13 protein-coding genes are annotated in these 12,927 nt (G+C 48.5%); 4 read left to right on the top strand and 9 right to left on the bottom strand.

Annotated features, from left to right (window positions below):
* Nucleotides 1–71: 71 nt before the first annotated feature.
* From J2T37_RS09265 to uvrA, 5 genes are all read right to left on the bottom strand, one after another.
* The gene (locus J2T37_RS09265) at nucleotides 72–764 is read right to left on the bottom strand and encodes a hypothetical protein (RefSeq protein WP_253355314.1); all 693 of its coding nucleotides are present in this window, start codon (nucleotides 762–764) and stop codon (nucleotides 72–74) included.
* A gap of 12 nt (nucleotides 765–776) precedes the next feature.
* Nucleotides 777–1,172 carry an STAND family AAA ATPase gene (locus J2T37_RS11580; RefSeq protein ID WP_437179472.1) on the bottom strand — a complete coding sequence of 132 codons (396 nt, stop codon included), beginning with the start codon at nucleotides 1,170–1,172 and terminating at the stop codon, nucleotides 777–779.
* Nucleotides 1,173–1,212: 40 nt separating this feature from the next.
* On the bottom strand, nucleotides 1,213–1,890 hold the full coding sequence (locus J2T37_RS09260) for a hypothetical protein (protein ID WP_253355313.1): 678 nt from the start codon (nucleotides 1,888–1,890) through the stop codon (nucleotides 1,213–1,215).
* A gap of 299 nt (nucleotides 1,891–2,189) precedes the next feature.
* The gene (locus tag J2T37_RS09255) at nucleotides 2,190–2,660 is read right to left on the bottom strand and encodes a toll/interleukin-1 receptor domain-containing protein (protein WP_253355312.1); all 471 of its coding nucleotides are present in this window, start codon (nucleotides 2,658–2,660) and stop codon (nucleotides 2,190–2,192) included.
* Between the two features lie 54 nt (nucleotides 2,661–2,714).
* Nucleotides 2,715–5,564, bottom strand: a complete 2,850-nt coding sequence (gene uvrA / locus J2T37_RS09250; RefSeq protein WP_253355311.1) for an excinuclease ABC subunit UvrA — start codon at nucleotides 5,562–5,564, stop codon at nucleotides 2,715–2,717.
* A 279-nt stretch (nucleotides 5,565–5,843) separates the two neighbouring features.
* Between uvrA and J2T37_RS09245 the strand changes: the two genes are divergently transcribed.
* The gene (locus tag J2T37_RS09245) at nucleotides 5,844–7,769 is read left to right on the top strand and encodes a UDP-glucose:protein N-beta-glucosyltransferase (protein ID WP_253355310.1); all 1,926 of its coding nucleotides are present in this window, start codon (nucleotides 5,844–5,846) and stop codon (nucleotides 7,767–7,769) included.
* Between the two features lie 100 nt (nucleotides 7,770–7,869).
* On the opposite strand, the gene rlmB is transcribed toward J2T37_RS09245, so the two are convergent.
* The 4 genes from rlmB to J2T37_RS09225 form a co-directional block, all read right to left on the bottom strand.
* Entirely contained in the window at nucleotides 7,870–8,619 is a 750-nt protein-coding gene (gene rlmB, locus J2T37_RS09240; RefSeq protein ID WP_253355309.1) for a 23S rRNA (guanosine(2251)-2'-O)-methyltransferase RlmB, read from the bottom strand.
* Between the two features lie 183 nt (nucleotides 8,620–8,802).
* The gene (locus tag J2T37_RS09235; RefSeq protein ID WP_253355308.1) at nucleotides 8,803–9,312 is read right to left on the bottom strand and encodes a LysE/ArgO family amino acid transporter; all 510 of its coding nucleotides are present in this window, start codon (nucleotides 9,310–9,312) and stop codon (nucleotides 8,803–8,805) included.
* Between the two features lie 27 nt (nucleotides 9,313–9,339).
* Nucleotides 9,340–9,642 (bottom strand): AzlD family protein, encoded by a 303-nt coding sequence (locus tag J2T37_RS09230; RefSeq protein WP_253355307.1) that lies wholly within the window; start codon nucleotides 9,640–9,642, stop codon nucleotides 9,340–9,342.
* Entirely contained in the window at nucleotides 9,639–10,346 is a 708-nt protein-coding gene (locus J2T37_RS09225; protein WP_253355306.1) for an AzlC family ABC transporter permease, read from the bottom strand. Before J2T37_RS09225 ends, J2T37_RS09230 begins: the two co-directional genes overlap by 4 nt.
* A gap of 262 nt (nucleotides 10,347–10,608) precedes the next feature.
* Between J2T37_RS09225 and modA the strand changes: the two genes are divergently transcribed.
* From modA to J2T37_RS09210, 3 genes are all read left to right on the top strand, one after another.
* On the top strand, nucleotides 10,609–11,355 hold the full coding sequence (modA, locus tag J2T37_RS09220; protein WP_253355305.1) for a molybdate ABC transporter substrate-binding protein: 747 nt from the start codon (nucleotides 10,609–10,611) through the stop codon (nucleotides 11,353–11,355).
* A 135-nt stretch (nucleotides 11,356–11,490) separates the two neighbouring features.
* The gene (modB, locus tag J2T37_RS09215; protein WP_253355304.1) at nucleotides 11,491–12,165 is read left to right on the top strand and encodes a molybdate ABC transporter permease subunit; all 675 of its coding nucleotides are present in this window, start codon (nucleotides 11,491–11,493) and stop codon (nucleotides 12,163–12,165) included.
* The gene (locus J2T37_RS09210; RefSeq protein WP_367398813.1) at nucleotides 12,162–12,845 is read left to right on the top strand and encodes a sulfate/molybdate ABC transporter ATP-binding protein; all 684 of its coding nucleotides are present in this window, start codon (nucleotides 12,162–12,164) and stop codon (nucleotides 12,843–12,845) included. The genes modB and J2T37_RS09210 overlap by 4 nt, the downstream gene beginning before the upstream one ends.
* The last annotated feature ends 82 nt before the right edge of the window (nucleotides 12,846–12,927 follow it).

Here is a 12,927-nt window from a genome sequence, read left to right as displayed (position 1 = left end):
AGCTTGTTTTGCTTATAAGGGCTCAGTCGACTTTTTTTCATGGGATTTATTCTAAATGATTTTGAATAAATCTAGTTATCTAGTACAGCCCCTTTGTTTTTATCCATGAGAGTTTGTTGCTGAATATCAATTTTTAGCAGAGATGATAGTTGTTGTTTTTTTCTATAATCTATAGGAAACATATATGTGTGCTGTATTACTAACTCTCTCAAGAGTCTTACACAAACTGGATTACTTTCTACAGATTGGTACGTTTCTTTTAAAGTCTGAATATCTAAATTTCTATTATTAAATCGTAAATCTATAGCTTGGTATAATAAAGCATAAGCAGGTGTTGGATTTTTAATCCTAAGCTGTTTATAAATCTCCCATGCATCCTTTGAGCCGATTGATGACGCAATCTTTTGTAATGTACTATAAATAACTCCATATGTTATTCTCATGTATATATTTTCTGCATTTTTTCCTATTTCTGTATTAGTCAATGAAGGATGTTCTGAAAGATTCTTTTTGATAAGCTCAATTATTTCATCCTTGAAGTTATCAGATAACTTAATAAAATATTTTAAAAATCTTAGACCTGTTAATATCCCTTCATCAGCTAGATTTTCTAGACTATCTTTTCTTATTGTTGCATATCTGTTACGAATAATTTGTCCTGCAATTTCCATTGCTTTAAATGATTTATTTATATTCAATAAAAGATCTTCTTCAAACTCTTCTTTCTTTTCCATGGAGAAATTTGCAGATTCTTTATCTTCCATAAGCGAATCAAGTTACCGATTATAATTTTCTCTTTCTGTTTGGATATTTCTTTGCTCCATAACTAATGCAGGGATTTTAGAGACAAAATCCATCATAAATCCTAACTCAGGTCTAGTTAATTGGGCTGGGGCATTTTTATTAAAAAGATTTTTAAGAAAATCATTTATTTTTTTCAATACCCAAGGACTTTTTGTATGATGAGTAATAAAAATTAAAATATTTGCATGGTCTTCTTTATATAGTTTTTCTAATACATTAAAGAAAATATTTTTACTTTCTTCATCTGCAGATTCAATAAGATAATCAGCAATCCTTTTTCCTACAAAGAAATAAAAAATATAAGGATATTTGAAACTAATTCTAGTATCTATCGATACTAGAATAGAACATTTTTTTAAATTTTCAATTATTTCTTCGGGGGTTCTCTAGTATAAAATTTTGGCTATATTACTGGAAAAAATCTTTCAATCGGTTATCATCAAGAGCTGCTCCCTCTTGGTAAAGAAAAAAAGCTAACTCTGATAATATATTTATATATTTATCATATTTTTTAATATCTATATTTGCTTTCTGAAAAGATTGATATATTAATTGTTGATAATAATGACCATATGATGACAACTCTAAATTCTGGGTATTAGCAGCTTCCTGCATTTGGAGGAAGATGATTAGATATATAGGCTTTGATGGAACAATATTATTACTAATAATAATTTTCAGTTTTTCACTCAAATCACAAACAGAATCATATAAATCAGAATCGCTAATTGAATCTTCTATCCCTAAAGAAATCCACTTTTTTATTAACTCCTCACGGCGTTGATAACCCAAAAGTCGAAGTTCATGTCGGTTAAACTTATCAAAACCATTTAAATCAGGTAAAATATATTTGAAAGAATCAGTTGCTGTAATTATAACTTTTTTGAAAGTATCCGTAAGCTGATTTAAAAGCTTATCTTTCGCTGAATTATTTAATTTTAGTTTATCAAAATCATCAATTAAAATTGTGCAATTATTTGATTGTTTAAAGTCAGAGTAGGATATGTTTAAATATTGTTTTTGTAACTGATTAGATATTTCTTTTTCTATATTAGATGATTTGATGTCTTCTGCAGACAAAAACAAAGGAAAATCTCCTTTCAATACTAAATCTAAAAATCCCTTTTTTAATAAACTACTTTTGCCTTGTTGTTCTTCTCCAAAAATTATTGAAAATCCTGTACCATGAATAATTTCTTCTGATGATTTTATTCGGTTTAATCTATTTGGGTCATCATTTTCCCATAAAGTAGAAACATCTGGATAGATGAAAATATCTGTTAAAGCAACAGTATCGATTACTCTGTGAGATAACTGAATGTCAATGTCATTTATCTTTTTTAAAAATTCAGGATTTAAAGCATGAGAATCATGAAGAACTTCAGTTATTTGTAATTCGGTTTTCTTTTTTTTATAGTCTCTAAAACTGTTTCTATTCCCTCAACTACGTTGCACCATGCCTCATCAGAGCTACTCCATGATGAGGATGAGACAGCTTTAGCATCTTTAGGTAATGCTTGGAATTTATTCAATTCTTCTTGCTGCCATCGTACCTGTCGTATAATGATAGGAATTAGAGTAGAAGTTCCTTCTTCGTGCTGTTTCATTGCTTGTAGTGCTTCCTTATCCATACAATAGTCAGAAGCAAGAAAATCAGAACTTATTAAAAATAGGATTAAATCACTATTTTTTAAATTATTATCAATCTCATCTTTCCATTCTTCCCCCGCTGAAATGCGCCTATCATTCCATACCTCAATTATTCCTCTGTGCCGCAGAGATGCTAAGTGAGTTTCCAATTCCTTTTTGTATGATTCGTCTTGATGGCTGTAGCTAATAAATAATTTTGTGGTCATATAAAAATCCTTAATATTTGTAATTTCAGAATAGTTGATTGATATGATTAGTTATTATTCTAATGAGTTTTTCAAATACTTCCCAGTATAACTCCCCTTAACCTTAACCACCTCTTCCGGTGACCCTTTGGCAATAATCCGACCGCCGCCGTCGCCGCCTTCCGGCCCTAAATCCACAATATAATCAGCCGTTTTAATGACGTCAAGATTATGCTCAATAATTACGATGGTATTGCCTTTGCCTTTCAGACGGCCTATGACTTCCAATAGTAAGGCGATGTCGGCGAAGTGTAAGCCTGTGGTCGGTTCGTCCAAGATGTATAAGGTGCGGCCGGTGTCGCGTTTGGAGAGTTCCAGCGCAAGTTTGACGCGTTGGGCTTCGCCGCCGGAGAGGGTGGTGGCGGATTGGCCGAGGCGGATGTAGCCGAGGCCGACTTGCGACAGGGTTTGCAGTTTGCGGGCGACGGTGGGGACGGCTTCGAAGAAGGTACAGGCTTCTTCGACGGTCATGTCCAACACTTCGCTGATGTTTTTGCCTTTGTAGAGGACATCCAGCGTTTCGCGGTTGTAGCGTTTGCCGTGGCACACTTCGCAGTGTACATACACGTCGGGCAGGAAATGCATTTCGACGGTAATCATGCCGTCGCCCTGGCAGGCTTCGCAGCGGCCGCCTTTGACGTTGAAGGAGAAGCGGCCGACGTTGTAGCCGCGTTCGCGTGAAAGGGGAACGCCGGCGAACAGTTCGCGTATTGGGGTAAAGAGGCCGGTGTAGGTGGCGGGGTTGGAGCGCGGGGTGCGGCCGATGGGGGATTGGTCAACGTTAATCACTTTGTCGAGGTGTTCCAAACCTTTGATGTCGTCATAGGGCGCGGGCTCGGCTTGGGCGCGGTTGAGCTCGCGGGCGGTGATTTTCGCCAGCGTGTCGTTAATCAGGGTAGATTTGCCACTGCCGGAGACGCCGGTAATGCAGGTAATTAGGCCGAGCGGCAGCTCTAGGGTGACGTTTTTCAGGTTGTTGCCGCGTGCGCCGCTTAACACCAGCATTTTATCGGGGTTGGCGGGCGTGCGTTCGGACGGCACGGGGATGGTTTTTTTGCCGCTCAAGTATTGGCCGGTAACGGAATCGGGGCAGGCGGCGATTTCTGCGGGCGTACCGGCCACCAGCACTTTGCCGCCATGTTCGCCCGCGCCCGACCCCATATCGACCACAAAGTCGGCAGATCGCACGGCGTCTTCGTCGTGCTCCACCACAATCACGCTGTTGCCCAAATCACGCAGGTGTTTGAGCGTACCCAACAGGCGGTCGTTGTCGCGTTGGTGCAGGCCGATGGAAGGCTCGTCCAACACATACATTACGCCGGTCAGACCGCTGCCGATTTGGCTGGCCAAACGGATGCGCTGCGCTTCGCCGCCGGAGAGGGTTTCGGCGGAGCGGCTGAGGGTGAGGTAGTTGAGGCCGACGTTAATCAGAAAGCCCAAGCGGTCGGTGATTTCTTTGAGGATTTTTTCGGCGATTTGTTTTTTATTGCCTTCCAAATCGAGGTGCTCGAAAAAATCTAAAGTTTGCGTCAGCGGCCAGGCGGAGATTTCGTGCAGCGGTTGGCCGCTGACATACACATAACGCGCTTCTTTGCGCAAACGTGCGCCGCCGCAACTCGGGCAGGCGCGGTGGCTTTGGTATTGCATCAGCTCTTCGCGCACGGTTTGTGAGTCGGTTTCGCGGAAGCGGCGCTCGAGGTTGGGCAAAATGCCTTCAAAGGCGTGTTCGCGCTTAAACGTGCCGCCGCGCTCGGAAAGGTAGGTAAATTCGATGGTTTCTTTGCCCGAACCGTTTAACACGATTTTTTGGATTTTGGCGGGCAGTTCTTCAAACGGGCTATCGACATAGAAGCCATAATGCTGCGCCAGCGACTGAATCATTTGGAAATAAAAGGTGTTGCGCTTATCCCAACCCTTAATCGCGCCCGCCGCCAGCGACAATTCGGGGTGGGCGACGATTTTGTCGGGGTCGAAATAATCCATGCTGCCCAAGCCGTCGCAGCTGGGGCAACTACCCATCGGGTTGTTGAAGGAAAACAGGCGCGGCTCGAGCTCGGGCAGGCTGTAGGTGCAGACCGGGCAGGCGAATTTGGCGGAGAACCAATGTTCTTCGCCGCTGTCCATTTCCATCGCGATGGCGCGATCGCCGCCGTGTAAGAGGGCGGTTTCAAAACTTTCCGCCAAACGCTGCTTGATGTCGGCGCGGACTTTCACTCGGTCAATCACTACATCAATATTGTGCTTGATGTTTTTTTCCAATTTCGGCACTTCATCGAGCTGATACACTTCGCCATCGACGCGCACACGCGCAAAGCCCTGCGCCTGTAAGTCGTTGAAAAATTCTACAAATTCGCCTTTGCGGTTGCGCTCGGCCGGGGCGAGTATCATCACGCGCGTGTCTTCGGGCAAAGCCAACACATTATCGACCATCTGCGATACGGTCTGGCTGGCAAGCGGCAGATTGTGCTCGGGGCAGTAGGGCGTACCGGCGCGGGCGTACAAGAGGCGCAGGTAGTCGTGGATTTCGGTCACGGTGCCGACGGTGGAGCGCGGGTTGTGGCTGGTGGATTTCTGCTCGATGGAAATCGCGGGCGACAGACCCTCAATCAAATCCACATCGGGCTTGTCCATCATCTGCAAAAACTGGCGCGCATACGGCGACAGGCTTTCCACATAGCGGCGCTGGCCTTCGGCATACAGTGTGTCAAACGCCAAAGACGATTTGCCGCTGCCCGACAAACCCGTTACCACTACCAATTTGTGGCGCGGAATGTCGAGGTCGATGTTTTTCAAATTATGCGTGCGCGCGCCGCGGATGCGGATGGTGTCGTTGTCGTGGTTGTGGGAATGGTCGTGTGTGCACATGATGATAGGCCGTCTGAAAAAGAGTAAAAACAATGAATCAGATATTGTAGCACTTTTTAAAAAGGCAACCTTGGCGGGCGAGACTGTCTGCTGTTTTCAGACGGCCTGACAAACGGCGCGGCAGGCTGGTCAGGTGTTGTAATCGGACAACCGCAGCGGCGGTTTGGAGCGGAAGTTCGGCTTTTAATTCGGATAAGCGGTATAAACAGCATCGCTTTTTGCGGGCGGATTGGGTAAAATTCCAAGCGTGATGGTTAGGCTAATGACTCAGAGTTGGAAATGACAGAACAAACAGAAAAAAAAGAACCCGTTGCCAGTTTGACGGCTTTTGAACAAGCCGTGCGGGAAAACAATCATGAAGTTTCCTGTCGGGAACTGATTAAAATTTTGCAGGCGCTCGACCGCAATTTCGGCGGTATTCAGGGGATTGAAGCGGAATTGCCGGCGCAATTAAAAAACATGCCGTTTGAAGGCATCCGCCTGTTTGCCACCCGTATGGCGGCGGCAGTCACGACTTTGTTCCAGCAGCCCGATCTGACTTTTTCCGAGCAGGGCGTATTGACGCTGCTGACCTTGCAACGCTGGTTGGCGCTGATTTTCGCCACTTCGCCCTATATCAACGCCGACCATATTCTGCGCTCGTTTGATACCCGTCCGGCCGGAGTGGAGAAAGACCCCAACAGTATCAGCCTGCCGGCTAAAAATCCGAGTGTGATTCAGAAGTTTTTTATTTTGTATTTCCCCGAGTCCAATATCAATTTGGATTTTGAAGTCTTATGGAAGCTGAATCCGGATTTATGTGCGTCGTTGTGTTTTGCCCTGCTCTCGCCGCGTTTTACCGGTACGATTGCCGCGCACGGCAAACACAGCATGATTTTGAAATGGTTTCCGCCCAAGCTGAAAACCATTCAAAACCTCAACAAACTGCCCAGCCGCATTACCCACGATGTGTATATGCACAGCAGCTATGTTTTGGATGCCGACAAACACCGCATTAAAGAAAGTATTAATGAAGTTATCCGCCGCCATCTGCTCGAAGGCGGTTGGAAAGACCGCGACGTGAAGAAAATCGGCCGGATTAACGGCAAACCGGTAATGGTGGTGTTGCTGGAGCATTTCCATTCGGCGCACTCGATTTTCCGTACCCACTCGACCTCATTGCGTGCGGCGCGTAAGCATTTTTACATCGTCGGTATCGGCAGCGATCTGGTGGACAAACCCGGCCGCGAGGTGTTTGACGTGTTCCACCAGCTTGATCGCAATAAAAACACCATCGAGCGCCTGCAATTTGTGCGCAGTATTTGCGAACGTGTGCAACCGGCGGTGTTTTACATGCCGAGTATCGGCATGGATTTAACCACCATTTTTGCCAGCAACACCCGTCTTGCGCCGATTCAGGCCATCGCGCTCGGCCATCCGGCGACCACGCATTCGCAATTTATCGAATATGTGATTGTAGAAGACGATTATGTCGGCTCGGAAGACTGTTTCAGCGAGACGCTGCTGCGCCTGCCCAAAGACGCGCTGCCGTATGTACCGTCCGCTTTAGCGCCGGAAAAAGTGGATTACAAGCTGCGCGAACATCCCGAAGTGGTGCAAATCGGCGTGGCTTCCACCACCATGAAGCTGAATCCGTATTTCTTAGATGCCTGCCGCCAGATTCGCGACAAAGCCAAGGTAAAAGTGCATTTTCATTTTGCCATGGGACAGTCGGGCGGGATTTCGCATTTGTATATCGAGCGTTTTCTGAAATCGTTTTTAGGCAACGACGTTACCGCTTACCCGCAGCAGCCGTATCTGAAATATCTGGACGTTTTGCGCGAATGCGACATGATGATTAACCCGTTTCCGTTTGGTAATACCAACGGCATTATCGACATGGTGACGCTGGGTTTGGTCGGTATCTGCAAAACCGGCCCTGAAGTGCACGAACACATTGACGAAGGCTTGTTTAAACGCTTGGGTCTGCCCGATTGGTTGGTGGCGCATACGGTGGAAGAATATATCGAACGCGCCATCCGTTTGGCGGAAAACCACGAAGAGCGCTTGGCATTGCGCCGCCAGATTATCGAAAACAACGGCCTGCAAACACTGTTTACCGGCGATCCTAGCCCGATGGGTGAGGTGTTGATGGAAAAAGTATCCAAGCTGGAAGGCTATAAAGGCGATTGGTCGCAACAGTTGGTAAACCGGATTAAGAGCTGATATTTTTTCGTATTTTTGATGATATAAAACAAAGGCCGTCTGAAAGACAAAATCGCTTTCAGACGGCCTTTTTAGTTTTTACGACTACGCAAGCGCGGCGTTATTGCTCCGCTTTCAACACCCGCTGACGGCGGGTTTCGCTCAATACCATCCCGGCGGATACGGAAACATTCATGCTTTCGACTGTGCCAAACATTGGAATCGACACCAGCATATCGCAATGTTCGCGGGTCAGGCGGCGCATGCCTTCGCCTTCGTTGCCCATCACCCAGGCAATGCTGTCGGGTAAATCGGCATGGTACAAATCGGCGTCGCCGCCCATGTCGGTGCCGACTATCCAAATGCCGTATTCTTTCAGCTCGCGCAGGGTACGGGCAAGATTGGTCACGGTAATATAAGGTACGGTTTCCGCCGCGCCGCAGGCGACTTTGCTGACGGTGGCGTTTAGGCCGGCGCTTTTGTCTTTGGGTGCAATCACCGCATGCACGCCCATTGCGTCGGCGGTACGCAGGCAGGCGCCGAGGTTGTGCGGGTCGGTAATGCCGTCGAGTACCAGCAATAAAGCCGGTTCGCGCAGGTTTTCCAATACGTCTTCCAAGTGGACATGGTTTTTCGAGGCGTCGATAAAGCCGACCACACCCTGATGGCGCGCGCCTTTGCTGATGGTATTAAGGCGGTCGATGTTGGCAAAGTGCACGCGCACGTTTTCAGCACCGGCTTTTTCCAACACTTCGCGTGTACGCGCGTCGGACTTGCCTTCTTGGATATACAGCTCGGTAATGGATTTCGGATTTTGCCACAGGCGAGCGTTGACGGCGTGGAAGCCGTAGATTAAGCGTTGGTTAGCCATAATTGCGTATCTTGGAAAAAATTTCAGACGGCCATTATACAGGCCGTCTGAATATTCGTGTGGTTTGTTCGCATAGGTGGGGATGTTTATGCGGCGGTTTGCCACGCTTGCCGCAGCAGCCCGAACGCCAAATACCACATCATCACGGCAATCATCAGGCTGTCGAGCAGCCGCCATACGGCTTCACGGCGAAACAGCGGCAGCAGCAGGCGTGCGCCGTAGGCAATGCCGTAAAAACCATAAGCCCGAAGCGGTAATCGCGCCGAGGAAAAACAGCCCTTTTTCAGACGGCCTCAGCGCCGCCGCACTGCCGCCAATCAGCATGACGGCATCAATATACACATGCGGATTCAACAGGGTCAGCGCTAGCGTGGTTGCGGCGGTTTTCCAACGCGAGACAGCGGGTGTATTGCCGCCATCTACGCTCAACTGATTGCCGCCGTGCCATGCCCGGCGTGCGCTCAACAAGCCGTAGGCCAGCAGAAACAGGCCGCCCAGTAGCGACAGCAGCATGGCGGCAGAGCCGTTGTCGGCAATCAATGCGGTAATGCCGAATACGCCCAAGCCGATAAGCGCAATGTCGCACAGCCAACACAGCATTGCCACTAAGCCGCTGTGTTGCTTGAGTAGGCCGCTTTTTAAGACAAAAGCATTTTGTGCGCCGATGGCGATAATCAGGCTGCCTGTAATCATCAGGCCGTTGAGAAGGCGTTCATGTGTTCAACCCATCAAATGACCGAGTACTCCTGCCGAAATCACGCCCACCAATACCGTGGTCAGCATGGAAAAACGGCTGGCGGCGAATACAGTCAGCGCGATGGCAATCAGTTCGTGCGGTTTGTCGGACACAAAATAGGGTGCAATCACCGAAATCAACACGCAGCCGGGCGCGGCTTCCATCACCACTTGCGCACGGCGGCTCAAAGTGCGGTTGCGCAGGGCGAAGAAACCAATCAGGCGGGTAGAATAAGTCACCGCCAACATGCTGCAAAATACCAAAAACGAATCCCAAGCGACGGTCATTCTTGTTCTCCCCACCAATAGGCTGCCAGCAGGCCGGATAAAGCGCCGGCGGGGACGTACCACGCGCCGTCAACGGATAAATAAGTAACGGCGGCGACAATTAGGCTGACCAGCCACGGCCGCGCAGCGGCAAAACCTTCCCACATGCCGCGCATCAATACCAAAAACACCGCCGGAAACGCCATGCCGAAGCCCCATGCCGCCACATCGCCGAACATTGGGCCCACCGCCGCGCCGATGGCAGCAAAGCTGATCCAAAAGGTATAGAAGATAAAACACACACCCATGTAATACGGCAGGTTGAAACCGCCCAAACCGGCGGCTTTGCGTCGCTGCGCTTCAGCCAAGCCCATCGCCCAGCTCTCGTCGCACATAAAAAACAGCGCAGGCATGACTTTTTTCAGCGGCATGCCTTTCATATAGGGCGCCAAGGCCGCACCCATCAGAATATGGCGCGAATTAATCATAAAAGTAACGGTGGCAATCAGCAGAATCGGCAGCGGGTGCGCCCACAGGTTAACGGCGGCAAACTCCGAGCCGCCGGCGAAATTCATGCCGGTCATCATCAGCATTTCTAACCAGCTCATGCCTTTCTGACCGCCTTGCACGCCGAGGATAATTGCCCACGGCAGCAGCCCGATAAGCATGGGCGAGCAGTCTTTCATGCCGCGTTTGAAATCGGATTGGGGAGAAGCGGGGTTCATAAAGTCATTTATAGGGTAACAAACAGCCCGCTATTATACGTTTTTTCAGACGGCATAGGGCTGCGAATGGCTGCCTGTTTCGATTAAGAGGCAAGAGACAGGTAATCCAAACCGATATTGACGGAATATGGAGAGGTCAAGCGGTAGTCTGCGGTTATTACGTTTACATATATAATTAGTCCTTTATAACTAATTCTAAAGAATTATTTTATTAAAACCAAAAAATGATAAAACACTATTCTTTACATCAAGGAACATATTAATGAAAAAATCTGCTTTATTTTTACTTTTGAGCGCGGTTGCCACCCCGCTGTTTGCCGCCGACATTACCGTTTCCGCCGCCGCCAGCTTGAAAGACGCATTCGGCGAAATTGCCGCCAAATATGAAAAACAATATCCGCAAAGCAAAATCAAGCTGAACACCGCCGGTTCGGGCGCCCTGCTGCAACAAGTCTTGCAAGGCGCTCCTGTGGACGTGGTCGCCTTTGCCGATGAAGAAACCATGAGCCAGGCGCAGGCAAAAAATGTGATTGACAAAGCCACCCGCAAAACCTTTGCCTTAAATTCATTGGTGATCGCCGCGCCGAAAAACAGCAAATTGAGCGTAGGCCGTCTGAATGATTTGGAAAGTTACCGCTTTGACCGCATTGCCGTCAGCAACCCGCAAAGCGTACCGGTCGGCCGTTACACCAAAGCCGCGCTGGAAAAAGCCGGCGTATGGGCGGCCATTCAGCCGAAAGTGATTACCACCCAAAACGTGCGCCAGTCGCTGGATTATGTGGCACGCGGCGAAGTGGATGCAGGCTTTGTTTACAATACCGACGCGGCTTTGATGAAAGACAAAGTGAAAGTCTTGAAAACCGTGCCGACGCAGCAGCCGGTGTCTTACCCGATTGCGGTCACTGCCGACAGCAAGCAAAAAGCCGAAGCCAAACGCTTTACGCAGTATGTGTTGTCTGCGCAAGGTCAGGGCGTATTGGCGAAATACGGTTTTAAAAAACCGCGTTAATCAAACCCACAGGGTAGGTTTCAACCCACCGTTTTACTTGCTTTATTTGATTGGGTTAAAACCTACCGCCTTTATCTTCACATCGGCCGTTTTCAGAGTGCAAAGCCTGCCTTTGGTGCGGCCTTTTCCCATTTTATGAACGAATCTCTAATCATTACCTTACTGCTGTCGCTGAAAGTGGCTGGAACTGCCACTTTGCTGAATATTATTTTCGGTACGGCGGCCGGTTTTGCGCTGGCACGTTGGCGCTTTCACGGCCGCAATTTACTGGATACCCTGCTGACCCTGCCGATGGTTTTGCCGCCGACGGTGATGGGCTATTACCTATTAGTGGCTTTCGGGCGCAACAGCGCTTTGGGCGCGTGGTTAAAATCTGCGTTTGGTATCAATCTGATTTTTACTTGGCAGGGTGCAGTCATCGCCGCCGTGGTGGTGACTTTCCCGCTGGTGTTCAAACCGGCGCGGGCGGCGTTTGAGGAAGTGAATCCGCAGTTGGAACAAGCGGCGCGGGTATTGGGCTTGAACGAGTGGGCAGTATTTTTCCGCGTGTCACTGCCCTTGGCCTGGCGCGGCATTTTGGCGGGGATATTGCTGGCTTTTGCCCGTGCATTGGGCGAATTTGGTGCAACTTTGATGATTGCGGGCAGTATTCCCGGGCAGACACAAACGCTGTCCATCTCCATTTATGAGGCGGTGCAGGCGGGCAATGACGCTTTGGCCAACGGCTTGGTGGTGTTGGTGTCGGCAGTATGTATTGTGGTGTTGCTGCTGGCAGGCCGTCTAATGAAAGCGCACGAAGGGGGCAAATGATGCGTTTTGAGATTGAATTGCACAAAAAATTGCCAGGGTTTGAGTTGAATATCGCTTTGCAGTCGGACGCACAAAAATTGGTGATTCTCGGCGCATCCGGCTCGGGAAAAAGCCTGACGTTTCAGATGTTGAGCGGGCTTATCCGGCCGGACAGCGGGCATATCCGCATAGGCGGTAAAACTTGGTTTGACAGTGCAACGCGTACTGATTTGGCAGCCCGGCAGCGCAAAGTCGGCCTGCTGTTTCAAGATTATGCGCTGTTTCCTCATTTGACGGTAGCGCAAAATATTGAGTTCGGTCTGTATCAGGGCATACGCAATCCACCGAAAAGGCCGAATCACGGGCAGGCTGCGCACTCTGAAAAAGCGCAATATTGGCTGGAACGCTTGCAGTTGCAGCGGGTAGCCGGGCATTATCCTAACCGCATTTCCGGCGGGCAAAAGCAGCGTACCGCATTAGCGCGCGCCTTGATTACTGAGCCGGAGTTGTTGCTGCTGGACGAGCCGTTTTCCGCCTTGGATACCGATTTACGGGCGCATACGCGGCAGGAGGTATTGAATATACAGCAGCAGAGCGGCATTCCGATGTTGCTTATCAGTCATGACCGAGCCGATGCGGATGCTTTGGCGGATGAAGTATGGCACATGGACGCCGGTGGGCTGTCGTTAGAAAGAAAATAAAGATAGAAAGATAGAAAATGCCGTCTGAAAAAATTTTCAGACGGCATTTTATTTTCAACAGATAACGGCGATAGCCGACAAA

The organism is Neisseria perflava (genome assembly GCF_024170405.1).
Taxonomy (GTDB): Bacteria; Pseudomonadota; Gammaproteobacteria; order Burkholderiales; family Neisseriaceae; genus Neisseria; species Neisseria perflava_B.
Note: the sequence above shows the minus strand (reverse complement) of the source record. Positions and strands in the feature narration are given on the sequence as shown.

Coding starts and splice junctions, on each gene's coding strand:
- J2T37_RS09265 (WP_253355314.1), bottom strand. CDS start 764: ATGGAAGATAAAGAATCTGCAAATTTCTCCATGGAAAAGAAAGAAGAG.
- J2T37_RS09255 (WP_253355312.1), bottom strand. CDS start 2,660: ATGACCACAAAATTATTTATTAGCTACAGCCATCAAGACGAATCATAC.
- uvrA (WP_253355311.1), bottom strand. CDS start 5,564: ATGTGCACACACGACCATTCCCACAACCACGACAACGACACCATCCGC.
- J2T37_RS09245 (WP_253355310.1), top strand. CDS start 5,844: ATGACAGAACAAACAGAAAAAAAAGAACCCGTTGCCAGTTTGACGGCT.
- rlmB (WP_253355309.1), bottom strand. CDS start 8,619: ATGGCTAACCAACGCTTAATCTACGGCTTCCACGCCGTCAACGCTCGC.
- J2T37_RS09235 (WP_253355308.1), bottom strand. CDS start 9,312: ATGATTACAGGCAGCCTGATTATCGCCATCGGCGCACAAAATGCTTTT.
- J2T37_RS09230 (WP_253355307.1), bottom strand. CDS start 9,642: ATGACCGTCGCTTGGGATTCGTTTTTGGTATTTTGCAGCATGTTGGCG.
- J2T37_RS09225 (WP_253355306.1), bottom strand. CDS start 10,346: ATGAACCCCGCTTCTCCCCAATCCGATTTCAAACGCGGCATGAAAGAC.
- modA (WP_253355305.1), top strand. CDS start 10,609: ATGAAAAAATCTGCTTTATTTTTACTTTTGAGCGCGGTTGCCACCCCG.
- modB (WP_253355304.1), top strand. CDS start 11,491: ATGAACGAATCTCTAATCATTACCTTACTGCTGTCGCTGAAAGTGGCT.
- J2T37_RS09210 (WP_367398813.1), top strand. CDS start 12,162: ATGATGCGTTTTGAGATTGAATTGCACAAAAAATTGCCAGGGTTTGAG.